This is a genomic window from Citrobacter sp. S-77, from assembly GCF_963864895.1.
GTDB lineage: Bacteria > Pseudomonadota > Gammaproteobacteria > Enterobacterales > Enterobacteriaceae > Citrobacter > Citrobacter murliniae.
Genome location: NZ_CAWLWU010000002.1, coordinates 2,189,153 through 2,207,677, shown reverse-complemented (window position 1 = coordinate 2,207,677; position 18,525 = coordinate 2,189,153). Strand labels below are relative to the sequence as shown.

Genomic DNA, 18,525 nt, shown 5'->3' with positions numbered 1-18,525 from the left:
CTGAACTGATTTCACAACTGCTCTTGCGCGCTATGTCGCATCAGAGCAACGCTATGAAAATGAACCCCAGGGCGTGGTTTAGCCGCTCCCGAATCCTGACGAATACCTCCGGACATGTTTCGTTTCCGGCTAATGATCCTACCGCTGACAATAATAATAACCTGCGTTCAGAGCTGTTTTCGACGCCTCAGATGGAACGATACGGTCAAAAGCTTGCGCGCACACATAAATTATCACCGGACAAACTGCCTTACTATTTGCTCAAACGTCTTGGTGATAATGAAGCCGTGATCACGCAAAACTGCTATGAGCTTAATGCAGGGAAAAAAAACAGCATTATGCCCGCCGGAGAGTGGTTACTGGACAACTACTATCTGATTGAGGAACAAATCCGTATCGTTCGCCAGCACTTGCCGAAAAGCTTCGGCAAAGGCCTTCCTTCTCTGACATCTCCCCATAATTGCCCGCGCATATACGATGTAGCGTCAGAGGCGATTGCGCATGGCGACGGACGCTGGGATACCGCCAGCATGACCAGCTATATCTCAGCCTACCAACAGGTGACACCGCTAACATTAGGGGAAGTCTGGGCTTTACCGGGTATGTTGCGACTGGCCCTGATCGAAAACCTGCGTCGCGTCAGTATGGAAGTCGTTAAGGCGCAGCAAGAACGTAGCCTGGCAGATAGCTGGATAACACGGATTTTCGAGTGTGCGGAGAACGCCCCTGCAGATTTAATCCTGGTGATTGCCGATATGGCGCGCTCACGCCCACCGTTGAGTAGTGCATTTGTCGCAGAACTGGTCCGTCGTCTGCAGGGACATGGTAATGCACTGGCGTTACCTTTGACCTGGGTTGAGCAGCGCCTGGCTGAACAGGGTGTCACTACCGATGAGCTAATTCATAGCTTCAATCAACAGCTTGCTGCCAGTCAGCTTTCTGTCAGTAACAGCATCGCCGGTTTACGATTACTAAGTGAAACTAACTGGGCAGATTTTGTCGAGACGATAAGCGTGGTTGAACAGACCTTACGTCTTGACCCTGCTGCCATTTATTCCAGAATGCACTTTGATACACGGGATCATTACCGCCATGTTATTGAAATTCTGGCGCGAGACAGTCACTTCAGTGAGTTGGAAGTGGCCAACCGAGTGCTCTTGCTTTCTCAGGAAGCGGAGCCCGAAACGCCCGGTCATCATATTGGCTATTATCTGGCAGGTGAAGGACGCCAGAAACTGGAAATTCAACTGTCGGCTGACACACCTGGACTCATACGCCTGCGGCACAGTTTCAATAAAATCCCCCTGCTGTCCTGGCTGGGTAGCCTGAGCCTGCTGACCACGGCAACAACAGCCGCTATATTGCACGATACGGCGCTGCAGGGAATGGGATGGTTGCTAATCGCTATGGCATTGCCGTTAATTGTGGCTGTCAGCCAGTTAGTGAGCGATCTGCTGAGCGAGGCGACGACACGTTTTCGAATCCCTCGCCCGCTGCCACGGATGGATTTTTCAACCGGGATCCCCGATGATTGCGCCACAATGGTGGCTATTCCCTGTATGCTGACCCGCCATGAAAGTATCAGCAAACTGCTCACCAGTCTTGAAGTGTGCTGGCTCGGCAATCAGGATAAAAACCTCTGCTTTGCCCTTCTTACCGATTTTGCAGACTCCACACTTGAAAATACTGAAGGTAACAGCGACCTGTTAAACCTGGCAATCGCAGAGACGCAGGAGCTAAACCAGCGCTATCCTGCCAGCCGTCCGCGCTTTTATTTGCTGCACCGAAAACCTGAATGGAATCCCACTCAAGGTATGTGGATGGGTTATGAACGTAAGCGCGGCAAACTGGCATCACTGAACACCTGGTTACGCCATCCCACAACACAATTTTCCAGCGTGGCAGACATGCCCGCCCATTTGTTACCACGGCACATTAAATATGTCATCACCCTGGACAGCGATACCGTTCTGCCACGCGATACTGCACATAAGCTGATCGCGACGATGGCGCACCCGCTGAATCGACCAGAGTATGATCCGCAGCGTCAAAGAGTCGTTAAGGGATACGGAATTTTACAACCCGGACTGGCGGAAGAGATGCCACGAAATGGCCAGGGACGCTATGCCGCCATGCGCAGCAGCGTTCCGGGTAATAACCCCTATTCAATGATGTCTTCAGATATCTATCAGGATCTCTTTGGAGAAGGATCGTTCGTCGGCAAGGGCATTTATGATGTCGATACCTTTGTCCAGGCCACAACCAACACCTGCCCGGAAAATCTGGTCCTCAGCCATGATTTACTGGAAGGATGCTATGCCCGTTCCGGACTACTGAGTGAGGTTTTGCTCTATGAGCAGTATCCGAACAACTATCTGTCGGACGTTGCACGCCGCACCCGCTGGATCCGTGGCGACTGGCAACTGCTGAACTGGCTAAAACTTCGCGTCAGAAAGGCGGATGGAAGCCGGGGAAAAAACCCGTTATCCGCACTATCATACTGGAAACTATTCGATAATTTGCGTCGCAGCCTGGTAGCCCCCTCTATGCTGGCACTGCTGTTTTCCTCCGTGCTTTTGGTACCCAATCCGTTTTACTGGCTTGGCGTGCTGGCACTGGTATGGCTGCTGCCTGCAATGTTGAGCATCACTTACGATCTGCTGCATAAACCTCTTCGCCGTCCGTTAAGACAACATCTCTTGCTGGTCGCGGCCGGAGCACTAAAGCGCCTTTCCAGCATCGGGTTGAACTTTTTGTTATTACCGCATGAAGCCGGATATTCGCTGTACGCGATTGGCGTGACGCTCTGGCGCCTCGGTATCAGTCACCAAAATCTCAACCAGTGGACCAGCCACAGCCCGGATAATCAGCAATCCCATATCTCAGTTTTTCGTTTTTATCGGGCGATGTGGATGAATGTGGCAAGCGGTGTGACCTTTGCAGCTCTGACGGCACATTTTGCTCCACTGCTTCTGACCGTTGCGCTACCCGTCAGCGTAGCGTGGTGTCTGACTCCCCTGCTGTTAAGCTGGTTAAGCCGACAGCCTGTACGTAAAACATTCTCACCGAATCAGGAACAAAAACAGTTGTTACGCCAGACGAGCCGCGAAATATGGGCCTTTTTTGAAACGTTTGCTACAGAGCAGGAGAACTGGCTTCCACCTGATAATTACCAGGAAATACCGCAACCGACAATCGCGCATCGCACTTCTCCCACTAACATTGGCCTTTCTCTGCTGGCCAACCTGACGGCCTGGGATTTTGGTTATCTGCCTGGTGGCGAAGTCTTGCAACGTGTGACGCTCACTCTCGATACGCTGGATAAAATGGAGCACTTCCGCGGTCATTTGTACAACTGGTATGACACCCGAACGCTGGCGCCTCTTAGCCCACGTTATATCTCCAGCGTTGACAGCGGCAATATGGCAGGCCATTTACTGACTCTGCGCGAAGGTCTGAGCGCTATGCGTCATCAGCCGGTTTTAAACTGCGAGCAGATACTGACCGGGTTGAACGACACAATGGCTATTCTGGAGAAGCACTGGGGACAGAATACGCCAACCGGTATGCGACTGCTGCGCAAACATTGCCTCAGCGCGATGTCATTGCCTCCGGTACAGTTGTTCAGTGAACTTAAAAAAATGCGCGCCCAGTGTAATCATCTGACAGCTCAGTGCCAGCAAGAGAGTCATCTTGTGGTGCGCTGGGCAGAGCATCTGGAGCATCAACTGGTTCAGGTATGTCATGAATGGTCACATTTGCTCGGCTGGTTACCGCCATCGTATGACACCACTACGCTGCCGACACTGAGCTGGATTGCCCGTGCGAAGCATACCGGGGAAGGCACGCCTCCTGCTTCGGCTATCACCCTGGCACGCATGAGACTGGACATTATCACTGAACTGGAGCAACGACTGAACGACCATGCGCAAATGGATTTCACCTTCCTTTATAGTGAAACAACCAATCTGCTCAGCGTCGGCTACAACGGCGATACCAATACGCTGGATAAAAGTCACTATGACCTCCTGCCCTCTGAAATCCGTCTGACCAGTTTTCTCGCCATTGCGACTAACCAACTGCCGCTCAAAAGCTGGTATGCCCTGGGACGACTGTTTACTACCATCGACAATGAAACCGCATTAATGTCATGGAGCGGCTCGATGTTTGAATATCTTATGCCGAATCTGGTTATGCCTGCCTGGCCCGGCTGTCTGCTTGATGAGATGAGCCAGTCTGCGGTTAAGCGCCAGATAGACTGGGGTAAAGAGCGCGGTGTGCCATGGGGCGTGTCAGAGTCGGGTTATCATGCTTTTGATGTTCAGCATAATTATCAGTATCAGGCGTTTGGCGTACCTGGCCTGGGTCTGAGACGCGGGCTGGCTGACGATATGGTCGTTGCCCCCTATGCCACATTACTGGCTCTGATGATTGCGCCACAGAAAGCCTGTGAGAATCTGCTCGAACTGGACAAAAACGGTGCGCGCGGCGAATACGGTTTCTATGAAGCGCTGGACTATACGCCATCACGCCTCGCCACCGGACAACTGTATGCCATCGTGCAGTCCTGGATGGCGCACCATCAGGGAATGGCATTCCAGGCACTGGCCCACGTGTTGCTTAATGCTCCAATGGCAGACCGGTTCATGTCGAGTACCGCTTTCCAGTCAGCAAGCCTGCTGTTACAGGAGCGCGTACCGGATGCAGTCGATCTCTATAGCCCGCGCCGTCATTTTGAATCTCATGAAGGAAGAGTTAAACCGGTTCGCTATGAACCGCGTGTTTTCACCGACGTGGACAGTCCGGTACCCGAGGTCCAGCTGTTGTCTAACAGCCATTACCATCTGATGTTAACCGCTGGCGGCGGTGGGTACAGTCGCTGGAACGATATTGCCCTCACCCGCTGGCGCAGCGATAGCACCCGGGATAACTGGGGGGCATTTTGCTATATCCGCGATCCGCAGACCGAAGAAGTATGGAGCAATACCTGGCAACCAACTGTCAGTAATGGTGATAGCCGTGATGAAGTTATTTTTACCGATGCCGGCGCAGAATTCAGACGCAATTTCGGCACAGTGAGCGTCAGAACACAGGTTGTGGTCTCTCCGGAGGATGATATTGAGCTTCGCCGACTGACACTGGTACATCGTGGTCGCCAGCCAAGAACCTTCGAACTAACCACTTATGCCGAAGTGGTACTGGCACCTGAAGCAAGCGATCTGGCGCATCCTGCATTCAGTAATTTATTTATCCAGACCGAGCTTGATAATGACCGTGACGCCATCCTTTGTCACAGGCGTCCGCGCTCGCCGGACGAACAGAGTCCCTGCCTGTTTCACATGATGGTCGTGCGTGGCGATAACCATAAAGGCGCTTCGTTTGAAACCGACAGAGCGAAATTTCTTGGGCGCGGCAGAAATCCGGCCAATGCGTTTGCCACTGGCTTAAATGGACCACTCAGTAATACCTCAGGGTCAGTGCTGGATCCCATTCTGGCAATACGCCATACAATTACGTTACAACCTGGACAACCAGTGACGGTGGATATCGTCTATGGCATCAGCGCAAGTCGTCAGCAAAGCCTGGCCCTGCTGGAAAAATATCGCGATCGCCCCATCGCTGATCGCGTCTTCGAAGTCGCCTGGTCTCACAGCCTGGTGGTATTACGCCAGATGAACGCCAGTGAAGATGATGCTTCGCTATTTAATCGCCTCGCCAGTGCGGTGCTTTACCCCTGCCAGGAATTACGCGCCGACAGCCAGGTAATCAGCCGTAACCGTCGGGGTCAGTCTGGCCTGTGGGGTTGGGCGATTTCCGGCGATCTGCCGATTGTCCTGCTCAGTATCGTCAGCGAAGAGAGTATCGACACGGTGACCACGCTTATTCAGGCGCATCGCTACTGGCGGCTGAAAGGTCTGGAAGTGGATCTGGTTATTATGAATAACAGCCCAGGAGGCTACCAACAGACCCTGCAAAATAAGATCATGGATTTAATTTATGCCGGGTCAGAAGCAAATCTGGTAGATAAATCCGGCGGGATTTTTGTGCGTAATGGTGAGCATCTGAGCGCCGAGGATAAACAACTTCTAATGAGTGTGGCCTGTTTGTACCTTGATGACCGCGCGGGTGGAATTAATGAACAGCTCAACCAGCGGATCCATACAACCAAAATTCTGGCCAGGCCACTGATTCCCCACACTACGGTTCGGAACAATCAACACAGTGACTGGACACCGGATACCAGTCAGTTACGCCACTTCAACGGTTACGGCGGGTTTTCTCAGGACGGTCGTGAGTATCAGATTGTACTCAGGGAAAATGCGCCCCCTCCAGCCCCCTGGTCCAACGTACTGGCAAACGCCCGTTTTGGTAGCGTAATCTCGGAAGCCGGACAAGCCTACAGCTGGTATGAGAATGCGCATGAATACCGGTTAACACCGTGGGAAAACGATCCGGTCAGCGACCGCAGCGGTGAAGCATTTTATCTGCGCGATGAAGAAAGCGGTGCCTGCTGGTCACCGACCACGTTACCGCTACGCGGTCAGGGTGATTATTTGACCCGTCACGGTTTCGGCTACAGCGTATTTTCTCATCGTGAAAGTGGTATAGACAGTGAGTTGACGATACTTGTCGCTGAACTGGAGCCCGTCAAACTGGCGATCCTGACGCTCAGCAACAATTCGGGGCGCACGCGTAAACTGTCCGTTACCGGCTATGTGGAATGGGCTTTGGGGGAATCGCGAACCCGATCGGCCCTGCATATTGTGACGCATTCTGCGAATATCCCGGATGGCTGCGGCGTGATGGCCAATAATTTTTACGGTGCCAACGGTAATGAACGTACCGCCTTTTTCGCCGTCAGCGGCCCTCATTGTTCACTGACAGGCGATCGCCGTGAGTTTATTGGCCGCAATGGTTCCCTGCATTACCCGGCAGCCATAAAATTACGCAGGCTCTCAGGAAAAACAGGTGCCGGGCTGGATCCATGTGGCGCGGTACAGTCTGCGACCACATTAATTGATGGTGACCAGCGAACCTTTATTTTTGTTCTTGGCGCAGAGGAAACCCAGGCTCAGGCCCAGGTGACAATCGCCCGTTATTTGGATGAAGAAGTCGCCCGCCAGGAGTTGAACAAGGTACACAGTTGCTGGCACAGCGTGCTGGACAAAATCGAGGTTCACACACCTGATACCACCGTTAACTTGCTGGTAAATGGCTGGCTGCTATACCAGACAATCGCCTGTCGTCTGATGGCGCGTAGTGGTTATTATCAGTCCGGCGGCGCATTTGGTTTTCGCGACCAGTTGCAGGATACACTGGCTCTGAGCCATGCTGAACCAGAACGTCTGCGCGAACAAATTGTGCTTTGTGCCTCAAGACAGTTTGCTGAGGGAGATGTGCAACACTGGTGGCATCCACCTCACGGCAATGGCGTGCGTACACATTGTTCGGATGACTATCTCTGGCTCCCGCTCGCTGTTTGCCACTATGTAGAAGCGACGGGAGATATGAATGTGCTGGAACTGGCAATCCCGTATCTGGAGGGCCGCCCGATCCCTCCCCGGGAAGAGTCTGTCTACGATACCCCTGTCATCAGTGACACAAAAGAATCGCTGTGGTTACACTGCGTAAAAGCCATTCAGCATGGGCTACAGTTTGGGCCGCATGGCCTGCCGCTCATCGGGGCCGGGGACTGGAATGACGGGATGAACCGGGTCGGCATTGAAGGTAAAGGTGAAAGCGTCTGGCTTGGATTCTTCCTGTACGATATTTTGCAGCGCTTCGCAGAAGTGGCGGAACAACGTCAGGATACCACTGTCGCGTCGATGTGCCGTTCGCAGGCCCTGCTCCTGCAAAAAAATCTCGAGTCCTCAGCCTGGGATGGCGAATGGTACCGGCGAGGATATTTTGACGATGGGACTCCGCTGGGATCGAAAGCCTCTCAGGATTGCCGGATTGATGCGATTGCGCAAAGCTGGTCCGTATTGTCCGGGGCAGCCAGCCCGGACCATAGTGCGCGGGCCATGCTGGCACTGGATAAGCACCTGGTCGATAACGATGCCGGGTTGATTAAACTGTTAACCCCCCCTTTCGATGGTCACGGGCCTAATCCGGGTTACATTCAGGGTTATCTGCCAGGCGTGCGAGAAAACGGTGGACAGTATACACATGGTGCCATCTGGGCAGTGATGGCATTTGCCCGAATGGGCAATACATCGCGTGCGTGGCAGTTGTGGTCAATGATAAATCCAATAAACCACACGTTGAGTGCAAACGGAGTAGAAATCTATAAAGCCGAACCGTATGTCATGAGTGCGGATGTTTACAGCATCGCGCCCCATACCGGGCGTGCGGGATGGAGTTGGTATACCGGTTCTGCAGGTTGGGCATACCGCCTGCTAACAGAGGAACTGCTGGGGATAAAACGTTCCGGTACGGTTTTGACCATTCATTCTCAATTGCCGGATGGCTGGACATCTTTAAGCATGACCTACCAGCATGGCAACAGTGAGTATTACATCACCGTTTCGCGCGGTGATGGCGAATACCAGGTCATACTGGATGGCGTTCTTCTACCTGATGACAGAATCTCGCTGTTGGATGATGGACAATCTCATACTGTTGATATCCTTCAAAACTGAAGCTCGTTAAATATGCGCATTAACGTCCGCCGTTAATGCGCTGACTATCTCTGAGAACATCAAACGCGGTCTGCATCGCGATTTATCCTCTCTTCTTTTTTTACTTGCATTGCATTGCCAGAAGAAACTCAAGCACTGGATTAAATATACACAACATAAATCAAATATTATTAAACAAAGGCGTATAATTAATAATACATTCTACAGAGCATTAATTTATGTCTTACACAGATGGACTCAGACAATTCAAAGAAAGACCCGTACACGTAACCTGTCCGGTATGTGCCCACATAGCAGATCAAAAAGCCGGGAAAATGCGCAAGGATGCTGTTCTGGAGTGCCCTGCCTGCGGGCTGCTATTTCGCCCGTCAGAATGCTGGTGCATTGGTGGTTAACAGGCATTCCAATCTTGAAAGTTAAAGGTAAAGCTTATGAAAACCAGAAAAGCTGTTTTTATTGAAGGTGATATCATTGCCAACCGACTGTTAGGAGAAGCCAGCCAACCCTTTTGTATCCACAGAGTTATGTTTAATAATGGGAAATATGCAATCGTGCGGGCAGCATCCGGCATATGTTTCAAAACTGGGGACATTATTCAACGAAACGAGAATGAATGGTTTTATAACCATACCAAAATTCGTCTTCTCTCCTTTGAATATCTTGAAGAAGACGAATCTGGACGGCAATTGCTTGAATATTATTAATATATCCATTAGCACAAGAATAATTGATGCTCTACGAGAAATTTGCGGTTAATACACGTAATGACCGGCCATATGTCGTAATCTTAAAGAGCAGCAGCCTGCTCTGGATTCAGACCGACTCCATCTCATACAGGAGAATCAAACATGGCCGACTGGAACCCCTCCCTCTATCTGCAATACGCCAGCGAACGTACAAGACCTGCGGCAGAATTACTGAGCAGAGTGGCGTTAGAAAATGCACGTACAGTCGTCGATCTGGGCTGCGGTCCGGGAAACAGCACGACGTTGCTGCATCAGCGCTGGCCATCGGCCAGAATCATCGGGGTGGATTCATCACCTAACATGCTTAATGAAGCGCGTAAAGCGCTGCCAAACTGCCACTTTGTTGAAGCCAATATCAGCAAGTTTCGGCCGGAACAGTCATTTGATCTGCTTTACGCGAATGCTTCCCTGCAGTGGGTTCCTGACCACTATGAATTGTTCCCACAACTGGTATCCCTGTTGAACTACAACGGAGTACTTGCCGTGCAAATGCCAGATAACTGGCAGGAACCGACACATGTCCTGATGCGTGAAGTGGCCTATGAGCAGGGTTATCCCGATCGGGGACGCACGCCGCTCCCCGGTGTGCATGCCTATTATGACATTTTGACTGAAGCGGGATGCGACGTGGATATCTGGCGCACAACCTATTACCACATTATGGAGTCACATCAGTCGATTATCGATTGGGTCAGCTCGACGGGGCTACGCCCATGGTTGCAGGAGCTGAGTGAAAGTGAACAGCGTAATTATTTGGCGCGCTACCATGAACTTCTACAGGAACAGTATCCACTTCAGGAAAACGGTAATATCCTGCTGGCATTTCCACGCCTGTTTATTGTTGCCCGACGCGATTTTTAACTTCATTGAATTCGATATTAGCCTCTTTATTACAGAGGCTAATACAGAGAAGGCCAGATCTCATTATTGATTATGCGCGCCTTCGCCTTTTTAAGATCAGAATCTAGTGGTAAAGCCTTTCATCTGCTAGTGTCTGAAAACGTTTAACTGGCGAGAGTTGTCATGTCAAAAATCTACACTGGCGGTTGTCTGTGCGGTTCAATTCGTTTTACTGCCACCAACCCCAATAATTCACATACCTGCTCCTGTGACATTTGCCGCAAGCATACGGGTGCGCCCACAGTAGTATGGATTGAGTTTAATGCCGGGAATGTGGAATGGACAGGCAAATCCGGTAAGCCAACGACGTGGCGTTCTTCGGATACGTCCAGCAGAGCTTTTTGTCAGCAGTGTGGAAGTTCAGTGGGCGCCATCGATGACGCCCCCGTCATTGCATTATTAGTCGGAGGTTTTGACGATCCGAATGATGCGGATCTTGCTCCGGAGTTCCACTCTTTTACAGACATGCAACCGACATGGTGGCAAAAAGAGGTTAACTGAAATCTCTTTTACGTCAGCTGATAATGCTTATCCGGCATGCGCTTAGCTGGAACAATCGCTTCATCGTTCATCTGCAGCAAATCTATTTCTATCGCATTACAAATAGCATCGAGCGGCAAATCATTATTCTCCGTGCCAAACGGATCTTCGAGTTCTTCAGCCAGCGTGTCGAGAGAGATAAAGGTATAGGAAATAAGCACTGAGATAAACGGCGTCATATAGTGCAGATCCACCACCAATGCGAATGGCAGCATGATACAAAACAGATAAACAGTACGATGCAGGATCAACGTGTAGGCAAACGGCACGGGAGTATTCGCAATTCGTTCGCACCCCGCCAGTACCGCTGACATATCATTTAACCTATTGTTTAAACTATGGAATAATATATCAGAGAGCTGACCGCTGCGCCTGCGAACAGCCAACCATTCCCCCATCAGCAACAGGATGCGGTTTGCCGGGGACTGCGAAGCAAACACGGTCTGCAAATCTGTCGCACTGAGGTATTTCACCAGCGGTTCCGACTGTGGCTGCCGGCGCAAAGTCATACGCAAACAGTGCGCAAACGCAATTTGCAAGTTAACGAATTGCCGCAATTCGCCGTCGTCCGGTAAGGTAGTTTTCACTTCGCGCAACAGCGATCGGGAAGCAATCATCAACTGTCCCCACAAATGCCGGGCTTCAACGTAACGTGAATAGCAGGCGTTGTTGCGAAAACCTAAAAAGATAGCAATTGCGACGCCCAGGATGCTAAATGGCGCCAGCGTAAATTTGATACCCAGCATCGTATACCACGGCAGCATGATAATAACGGCGATGGAGAGCAGGAAATTCAGGAGCAGACGTGAAAAAATCTTGGATAAAACTGAACCGTGCCAGACAAAAATCAGGCGTAGCCAGTGTTGTTGAGGTCGAACGATCATGGTTATCTTCGAAAAATGTGAAAGCCGCGCCATTAAACGTGATCGTGATCAATGTTGCAAGCACATCCCGACAGTTAATTCCGCACTTCTACCACTGCAAGAAACAGTCAGCACAAGCGTCACAGACTGTATGATTTAAGAGAAACATCCGTATGTTGTAACTAATCAGGCAGTACGAAAAACCCGGCCAGGGCCGGGTTATTGGATCAGCAAATTAGCAAAGCGGTTTTACGGCTTCACGCATGCCTTTCACCAGAATCGTATCCAGATCGGCAGAAACCTGTTCCACCAGCCCGGGAACCTGCGTCAGGTCCTGTTCCCAGTGATCTTTTACAGCCAGAACGGATTTTACCAGCTCTACGGTGCTGATCTGTCGGTCATGATGCTGAGCCCACAGCTGCTGAAAACGCTCAATCCAATGTGCATCATCCTGAACCGGGTAAGACTCACCGTTACGCTCCCCACGATAAAAAGCAATCAACGCCGCCAGAGCGAACGTCAGGCGCGCCGGCAGTTTGCCGCTGGCCTGCTGCCCTGCCAGCAACTGCGGTAGAATACGGGTGCGGAATTTGGTCATACCGTTCAGCGCAATAGACAGCAACTGATGCTTGATGTACGGATTACAGAAACGCCCCGTTACTGCACTGGCGAACGAAGCCAATTCATCACGTGGCAAATCCAGTACCGGAATAATCTCTTCATAGATAGCTTTTTCGACGAAAGCGCAAACCTCGGCATCATTCATCGCTTCACCCACTGTATCCAGCCCAGCCTGGAAGGCCACCGGAACCAGAGCGGTGTGCGCACCGTTCAGAATTGCGACCTTACGCTCTTTATACGGCTTGATGTCATCCACAATCAGCACATTTAGCGGATATTTATCCAGACGCAGTTCAGACGCTAATGTCTTCGGCCCCTGAATAACAAACAGGTAAAAGTGTTCTGCAGTATCAAGGAAGGCATCGTGATAACCCAGCTCCGCTTCAAGCTTCGCGACTTCATCACGCGGATAACCGGTCACAATACGGTCCACCAGCGTGGAACAAAATGCGTTTGCCTGATCAAGCCATTGCACAAACGTTTCTGGCAATTCCCATTCCTGAGCGTAACGCAGCACCAATTCACGCAGCGCATCGCCATTGTAATCAATCAGCTCACAAGGAATGATGATCCAGCCTTTATCCAGCGCCCCATCGAAATGGGTGTAGCGCTCGAAAAGCAGACGGGTCAGTTTTGCCGGGTAGCTCACCGCCGGTGCATCGTCGAATTTGTCACCCGCATGGTAACTAATACCGGCTTCAGTTGTGTTGGAGAAAACAAAGCGCATATCAGGATTATGCGCCAGCTTCAGGAACTCATCGTATTCGCTATAGACGCTGATCTCACGGTTAACTGAGCGAATTAAACGCGCCTCGCTAACGGCCTCTCCTTTTTCATTCAGACCACGAATGATTGTGGTATAGAGACCATCCTGTGTGCTCAGTGAAGGCGGAAATGTACTTTCGATAGGACGAACAATGACCACACCGGAATTCAGATCGGTATGCTCATTCAGCAGATCAACTTGCCAGTCAACAAAGGCGCGCAGGAAGTTTCCTTCACCAAACTGAATAATACGTTCAGGATAGTGAGCACCGGGAAAATCGCGACGATTTAGTGTTTGCACAATGGGTTCCCTTTTTGATTAGTCATACAACCTGATTGAATTGGTCCAATAGGTTAGCAAACTTTAATACATTGAAACCCTGTTTTGATCAATCCCCGGCGACAAATTAGAGAGTTTTATAGAAAAGTGTGGTCCCGGTCAGCGCCCCATCAGGCATTTGTGCATAGTCAGGTATGACCCCTACTTTTTGCCAACCGCAATTGTGGTAGAACAACTCAGCGCCACTGCCCGTAGCTGTATCGAGTACCAGCAGCGATTTATGTTGTTGACGTGCGCAGTCCTCAAGCGCATTCATCAATTCCCTGGCAACACCGCTACGTCGCGCTGACGGATGTACCAGTAATTTGGCGACATCGGCACGGTGAGGTTGGTTTTCAGGTTGATCGATAATGAGTTGAACTGTACCAACCAGCGTTCCCTGCGAATTTTCGCTAACAAGAACGATTCTTTCTCCACGGGTAACGCTTTGCGCAACGCTCGCCCAGAAAGGCAGCGATTTATCACGATTAAAGGGGTAAACAAAACTCACGGATGCGCCGTCATTCACGCACAGCTCAAGGATATCGCCAAGCTCATTGATTCTCTTCAGAATCTGATCCGCGCTCAGCACAAAACAGGGTTTACAGGTAACCATTTATGCTCCTTAGATAGACTCCTTCATACTGCGTTTAACATCTGCACAACACAAGGAGTCGTATCATAGGATTATGTTATCTATGGCTGGTTCATCTGGATCACTAACCAGTGATAAATTACCGTGACAACGTAACGTTGCTGCTCTGCGCTCAGCGGTTGTCCCTGAGGAATATCATGCCATTTTGCCAGACACCCGCGACAGCAAGTTGCCGTGGCATGTTGGGCGATAAACACCGGGTGTCCACGCATCGGTGTTTGCTTGCCATCATTAACGGGATATGCCGGTGCCAGTCGTTTAGCAATAAAGTCTGCAGCATGTTGTTCAATAACCGGCGCACCTTTATCTCTGCAGTACTGCCTTTCTTTCTCACCAAGGCGAAACCGTGAACGAAATGTCGACTTCGCCAGTCGGGAAAAAAGAGGATCAAGCGGAATCATCAGTAAACTGAACGCCCCAGTTGTTGGGTTAACTGTTCCAGTACTGCGATCCCTGCCAGTGAATTTCCCGCGGGATCCAGTTCCGGACTCCAGACTGCAATCGCCATCTCATGTGGCACAATTGCTACAATTCCACCGCCGACGCCGGATTTCGCCGGAAGTCCGACCCGCCACGCAAATTCACCTGCGTTCTGATACATACCACTGGTCGCCATCAGTGCATTAATCTGCCGGGCCTGCAGTGGCGTGACCACCGGCTCATTAAGATGAAAGGCATGACCCTGATTGGCCAAAAACACGAAGGTACGCGCCAGCTCCACGCAGCTCATCTTAAGCGCGCAGTAGTGGAAGTAATTTTGCAGAACAGTAGTGACATCATGGTGAAAATTACCAAAGGATTTCATGAGCCAGGCAATCGCTGCATTGCGGGCCGAATGCTCAAACTCCGAGCGGGCGACCGTCGCATCATAGGCAATATCCGAAACGCCACTAAGCGCCCGAACGACTTCAAGCATGCGCTGGCGCGGTGCGCTTAGACGACCTTGCAGCATATCGCAGACCACCAGTGCTCCGGCGTTGATGAAGGGATTGCGTGGTATCCCCTGTTCCATTTCAAGCTGAACCAGAGAATTAAACGGATGTCCTGAGGGATCCTTGCCTACACGCTGCCAGATCTCTTCTTCCTGATAATGACGCATCGCCACGACAAGGCTGAGCACCTTCGAGATTGACTGAATTGAAAAACGCTCCTGCGCATCGCCCGCCTGATAGTGCTGACCATCAACGGTACAAATGGCAATGCCCAGTTTTGAACCATCGACGGAAGCTAATGCGGGGATGTAATCAGCGACTTTACCCTGACCAATCAGCGGGCGAACCTGCTGCACAATGGTCTCTAAAATTGAATTGTCCATGGCCCTGGCCACAACATGCTCCTTGCTCGCAGGTCTGAAAGGCCTGCGAGTATAACAGAGCTGAATACTCAGCGTCAGACCGGAAGACGGAATCTGGCAACGGCCTGCATTAACTGATGGGATTCATTATGCAGTTGCAGGGACGATTCCGATGCAGCATTCACCAGTTCACTGGTTTGCATGGCAGCACGGTTAAGCGACTGCAACTGGTTGGTCAACTGATGAATACTGCTCCCCTGATTGAGGGTCGCACCTGAAATATCATTCAGTAAATCCCCCAGGTTTTCCACTAATGAGATAACCTGGTGTAAATTCTCATCCAGCACGTTAACCGCATTGAACCCCTCTTCAATCCCCAGTAAGGAATGATGAATCAACGCCTGAATATTCTGAGTAGACTGGCTACTTTTTTGCGCCAACAATCCAACCTCTTTTGCCACTACCGCAAACCCACGCCCTTGCTCCCCGGCGTGCGCCGCTTCAATGGCCGCATTTAACGCCAGAATTTTCGTCTGAAAAGCGATAGTGTCGATAAGCGTTATAATTCCACGCATTTCTGATGACCGGGCCACAATAGCCTGCATTGACTGGTTTACCGTTGCCATCATGCGATCGCCACCAGCAGCGATATCCCGAGCCTGCACAGCACGCTGATTAGCCAGTTGGGCAAAACCACTGTTATCTTCCACATGAGTTTCCAGAAACGAAATATGCGAAGTGACGGAATTCAGTTCCTCACTTTGTTTTGCCGACTGCTGATACAACTGCTTATTACTTTGCGCAAGTTGGCTGATATTCCCCACCATTGATGTTGTGGCATCATTAACTTGCTGCACCAACACACGCAATCCCTGCTGCATTGCATCAATTCGTGAGCTTAGCTGTGAAACCTCACGATTAAACTGGCTCACAACTGGCGTCGGCCGGGAAAGATCGCCCGCCGCCAGAATATCAATATGATCTATTAGCTGCCGTAAAGGAGTGATAACCCAGCGGGACATTCCCCACCAGACCTGAATCGCAATGACTACCAGCACGACAGGGATAAATAAAAAAAGATGCTGCAACCCTTCGAGACTGGTCAAAAGTTGCTGCCGCCCGGCTTCAACTCGCCGTCCGCCATCTTTCTGAAAGCGTGCATAGTTTTCGTTAAAATCCGTCTGAAACGCCTGAGCAGGAACGGCAAAAAACGCATCAATAGAATTGGTTTGCATCAGTCCATCCGCCTGTTCCTGAATTCCGCTATAAAAGCGCTGATAACTCGTCATCAGTTCAGGATCCTGATGAGGGTTCATGCTGATCCAGGAATCCCAGGCATTTTTTGACTGCGTCAGTGCGCGATACGCCTCCTCCATTAGCGGGCGCCAACTCCCCTCCGAACCAGTAGCGGCGTCCTGCATAAAATAGACCCCGGCACGGTTAAGCAAATCGCTGGCGGACAATAGCGCAACCCTCGCCTCATCGACCTTCGCCTGCTGCAAAAGCGCTAATTGATTACGTTGCTCATTATGTTGAGCATCAGTGACAGAATCGGAAAGCATTAACGAAGTCGCCACCTGCAAAACAGAGAACAGCGTAATAATGCAGAAAATACCGGTTAACAGACCAAACTGACGGGAAACAAGGCGACGAAAAATTTGCATTAAGTTCATAATACTCTTCTGTATCAAAGCGTTAAACGCGAGTGTACGCAGAGTAAATGACAGAAACATGGCAGAAATAAGACAGGTGCCCCCTTAGAGGCACCAGTAAGATCAGATACGGTTTTTCCAGACGGTCTGCACATTACAAAACTCATGCAGACCAAAATGCGAAAGCTCGCGACCAAAGCCACTTTTCTTCACGCCACCAAAAGCGACGCGTGCATCACTCGCACTAAAGCCATTGATAAACACACCGCCACACTCCAGACGTGAGGCCATTTCCTGAGCCAGCGCCTCATCAGCGGTGAAAAGTGTTGCCGACAAACCAAAATCACTGTCATTGGCGAGCGCTAACGCATGCTCAGCATTTTTCGCCACGGTGATCGCCGCGACCGGACCAAACAACTCCTGACGGAAAGCCGTCATTTCAGGGGTCACATCGCCCAGTACCGTCACAGCATAATAGTTACCCTTGCCGGCAATTTTTTCCCCACCCAGTAGCAATCGTGCCCCTTGCGCCAGCGAGGCTTCTACCTGCTGATGCAGTTCATCACGCAGATCAAAACGAGCCATCGGTCCGAGTTCATTCTCTTCATTCAACGGAGAACCCATCTTTAACGCACTGGCAGCCGCCACAAAACGTTCAGTAAATTCTGCCGCAATCCCGTCTTCAACGATAAAGCGCTTTGCCGCAGCACAAACCTGTCCGGTATTCTGATAACGCCCTGCTACAGCGGCCTTAACAGCCAGATCCAGATCGGCATCATTGAGGACAATAAACGGATCGGAACCGCCAAGCTCCAGCACGCATTTCTTGAGCGCCGCTCCGGCCTGAGCGCCTATCGCCGCGCCAGCACGCACACTGCCGGTCACCGTTACCGCCGCAATACGTGGGTCATTGATCATTTGGCTGACCCCGGCATTATCTGCATTAACCCAGTTATAGACGCCAGCAGGTATTGCGGCATCAGCAAACACCTGCGCGATTATCTCCGCACATCCGGTCACGTTAGGCGCATGCTTTAACAAATAGCCATTCCCGGCCAGCAAAACTGGCACTGCACCACGCATGACCTGCCAGAGTGGGAAGTTCCACGGCATTACCGCCAGAATTGTGCCCAAAGGGCGATACTCAATCACCGCCTGCTGATTCTCAACCAGCGTTGGTTCCGGGTTAAGCATCGCCGGACCATGTTCTGCATACCAGTCGCATAAGGCGGCGGACTTCGCAACTTCAGCACGAGCCTGTCTGAGTGGCTTGCCCATTTCACGCGAAATGCACTGAGCCATTTCTTCTGCACGCAGGCGAAGTGCCTGTCCGACATTACGTAGCATCTGCGCCCGATACGCAACGGTCGTAAGTTTCCATTCATTGAATCCACGTGCTGCAAGGTCTAGTGCATGTGCAATCTCATCAGCACTGGCCCACGGCATCGCCGTTAATATTTCGCCATTGGAGGGATCGACGGAAATAGCATGTGTTGCTGCTGTGATGGTCATAGGTCTTACTCTCTTT

General features: G+C 51.0%; 12 protein-coding genes. 5 read left to right on the top strand and 7 right to left on the bottom strand.

All coding sequences use genetic code 11. From position 1 onward, the window contains the following. Window positions 1–53 precede the first annotated feature (53 nt). The 5 genes from AACS05_RS11145 (at window position 54) to AACS05_RS11130 (ending at window position 10,789) form a co-directional block, all read left to right on the top strand. A complete protein-coding gene (locus AACS05_RS11145; RefSeq protein WP_045442766.1) occupies window positions 54–8,642 on the top strand; it encodes a GH36-type glycosyl hydrolase domain-containing protein in 8,589 nt (2,862 codons plus the stop codon). 218 nt (window positions 8,643–8,860) lie between these two features. Next, window positions 8,861–9,037, top strand: coding sequence for a YnfU family zinc-binding protein (locus AACS05_RS24975; protein WP_223306989.1), 177 nt, complete (start codon window positions 8,861–8,863; stop codon window positions 9,035–9,037). Window positions 9,038–9,073: 36 nt separating this feature from the next. Next, window positions 9,074–9,346 (top strand): hypothetical protein, encoded by a 273-nt coding sequence (locus AACS05_RS11140; protein ID WP_045442764.1) that lies wholly within the window; start codon window positions 9,074–9,076, stop codon window positions 9,344–9,346. A gap of 144 nt (window positions 9,347–9,490) precedes the next feature. Further along, window positions 9,491–10,249, top strand: coding sequence for a trans-aconitate 2-methyltransferase (tam, locus tag AACS05_RS11135; RefSeq protein ID WP_045442762.1), 759 nt, complete (start codon window positions 9,491–9,493; stop codon window positions 10,247–10,249). A 162-nt stretch (window positions 10,250–10,411) separates the two neighbouring features. Then, window positions 10,412–10,789 (top strand): GFA family protein, encoded by a 378-nt coding sequence (locus AACS05_RS11130; RefSeq protein WP_045442757.1) that lies wholly within the window; start codon window positions 10,412–10,414, stop codon window positions 10,787–10,789. A gap of 8 nt (window positions 10,790–10,797) precedes the next feature. Here the strand turns inward: AACS05_RS11130 and AACS05_RS11125 are convergent, their stop codons facing one another. The 7 genes from AACS05_RS11125 to sad all read right to left on the bottom strand — a co-directional run bounded on the left by AACS05_RS11125 (window position 10,798) and on the right by sad (window position 18,509). Then, entirely contained in the window at window positions 10,798–11,712 is a 915-nt protein-coding gene (locus AACS05_RS11125) for a bestrophin family protein (protein ID WP_045442753.1), read from the bottom strand. A gap of 214 nt (window positions 11,713–11,926) precedes the next feature. After that, window positions 11,927–13,378, bottom strand: coding sequence for a tagaturonate reductase (locus AACS05_RS11120; RefSeq protein WP_045442751.1), 1,452 nt, complete (start codon window positions 13,376–13,378; stop codon window positions 11,927–11,929). Window positions 13,379–13,484: 106 nt separating this feature from the next. Next, the gene (locus AACS05_RS11115; protein ID WP_045442748.1) at window positions 13,485–14,012 is read right to left on the bottom strand and encodes a GNAT family N-acetyltransferase; all 528 of its coding nucleotides are present in this window, start codon (window positions 14,010–14,012) and stop codon (window positions 13,485–13,487) included. A gap of 80 nt (window positions 14,013–14,092) precedes the next feature. Then, window positions 14,093–14,452, bottom strand: coding sequence for a DUF4186 domain-containing protein (locus AACS05_RS11110; RefSeq protein ID WP_045442747.1), 360 nt, complete (start codon window positions 14,450–14,452; stop codon window positions 14,093–14,095). Further along, on the bottom strand, window positions 14,452–15,378 hold the full coding sequence (gene glsB, locus AACS05_RS11105) for a glutaminase B (protein WP_045442746.1): 927 nt from the start codon (window positions 15,376–15,378) through the stop codon (window positions 14,452–14,454). The genes AACS05_RS11110 and glsB overlap by 1 nt, the downstream gene beginning before the upstream one ends. Before the next feature lie 62 nt (window positions 15,379–15,440). Next, the gene (locus tag AACS05_RS11100; protein ID WP_045449605.1) at window positions 15,441–17,018 is read right to left on the bottom strand and encodes a methyl-accepting chemotaxis protein; all 1,578 of its coding nucleotides are present in this window, start codon (window positions 17,016–17,018) and stop codon (window positions 15,441–15,443) included. A gap of 102 nt (window positions 17,019–17,120) precedes the next feature. Continuing rightward, window positions 17,121–18,509, bottom strand: coding sequence for a succinate-semialdehyde dehydrogenase (gene sad, locus AACS05_RS11095; protein WP_045442744.1), 1,389 nt, complete (start codon window positions 18,507–18,509; stop codon window positions 17,121–17,123). Between the last annotated feature and the right edge of the window lie 16 nt (window positions 18,510–18,525).

Bases quoted from the DNA above. Each gene is read 5' to 3' on its own strand.
- AACS05_RS11140 (WP_045442764.1), top strand. From the start codon at position 9,074: ATGAAAACCAGAAAAGCTGTTTTTATTGAAGGTGATATCATTGCCAAC.
- AACS05_RS24975 (WP_223306989.1), top strand. From the start codon at position 8,861: ATGTCTTACACAGATGGACTCAGACAATTCAAAGAAAGACCCGTACAC.
- AACS05_RS11125 (WP_045442753.1), bottom strand. From the start codon at position 11,712: ATGATCGTTCGACCTCAACAACACTGGCTACGCCTGATTTTTGTCTGG.
- AACS05_RS11100 (WP_045449605.1), bottom strand. From the start codon at position 17,018: ATGAACTTAATGCAAATTTTTCGTCGCCTTGTTTCCCGTCAGTTTGGT.
- AACS05_RS11130 (WP_045442757.1), top strand. From the start codon at position 10,412: ATGTCAAAAATCTACACTGGCGGTTGTCTGTGCGGTTCAATTCGTTTT.
- AACS05_RS11115 (WP_045442748.1), bottom strand. From the start codon at position 14,012: ATGGTTACCTGTAAACCCTGTTTTGTGCTGAGCGCGGATCAGATTCTG.
- sad (WP_045442744.1), bottom strand. From the start codon at position 18,509: ATGACCATCACAGCAGCAACACATGCTATTTCCGTCGATCCCTCCAAT.
- AACS05_RS11110 (WP_045442747.1), bottom strand. From the start codon at position 14,452: ATGATTCCGCTTGATCCTCTTTTTTCCCGACTGGCGAAGTCGACATTT.
- AACS05_RS11145 (WP_045442766.1), top strand. From the start codon at position 54: ATGAAAATGAACCCCAGGGCGTGGTTTAGCCGCTCCCGAATCCTGACG.
- tam (WP_045442762.1), top strand. From the start codon at position 9,491: ATGGCCGACTGGAACCCCTCCCTCTATCTGCAATACGCCAGCGAACGT.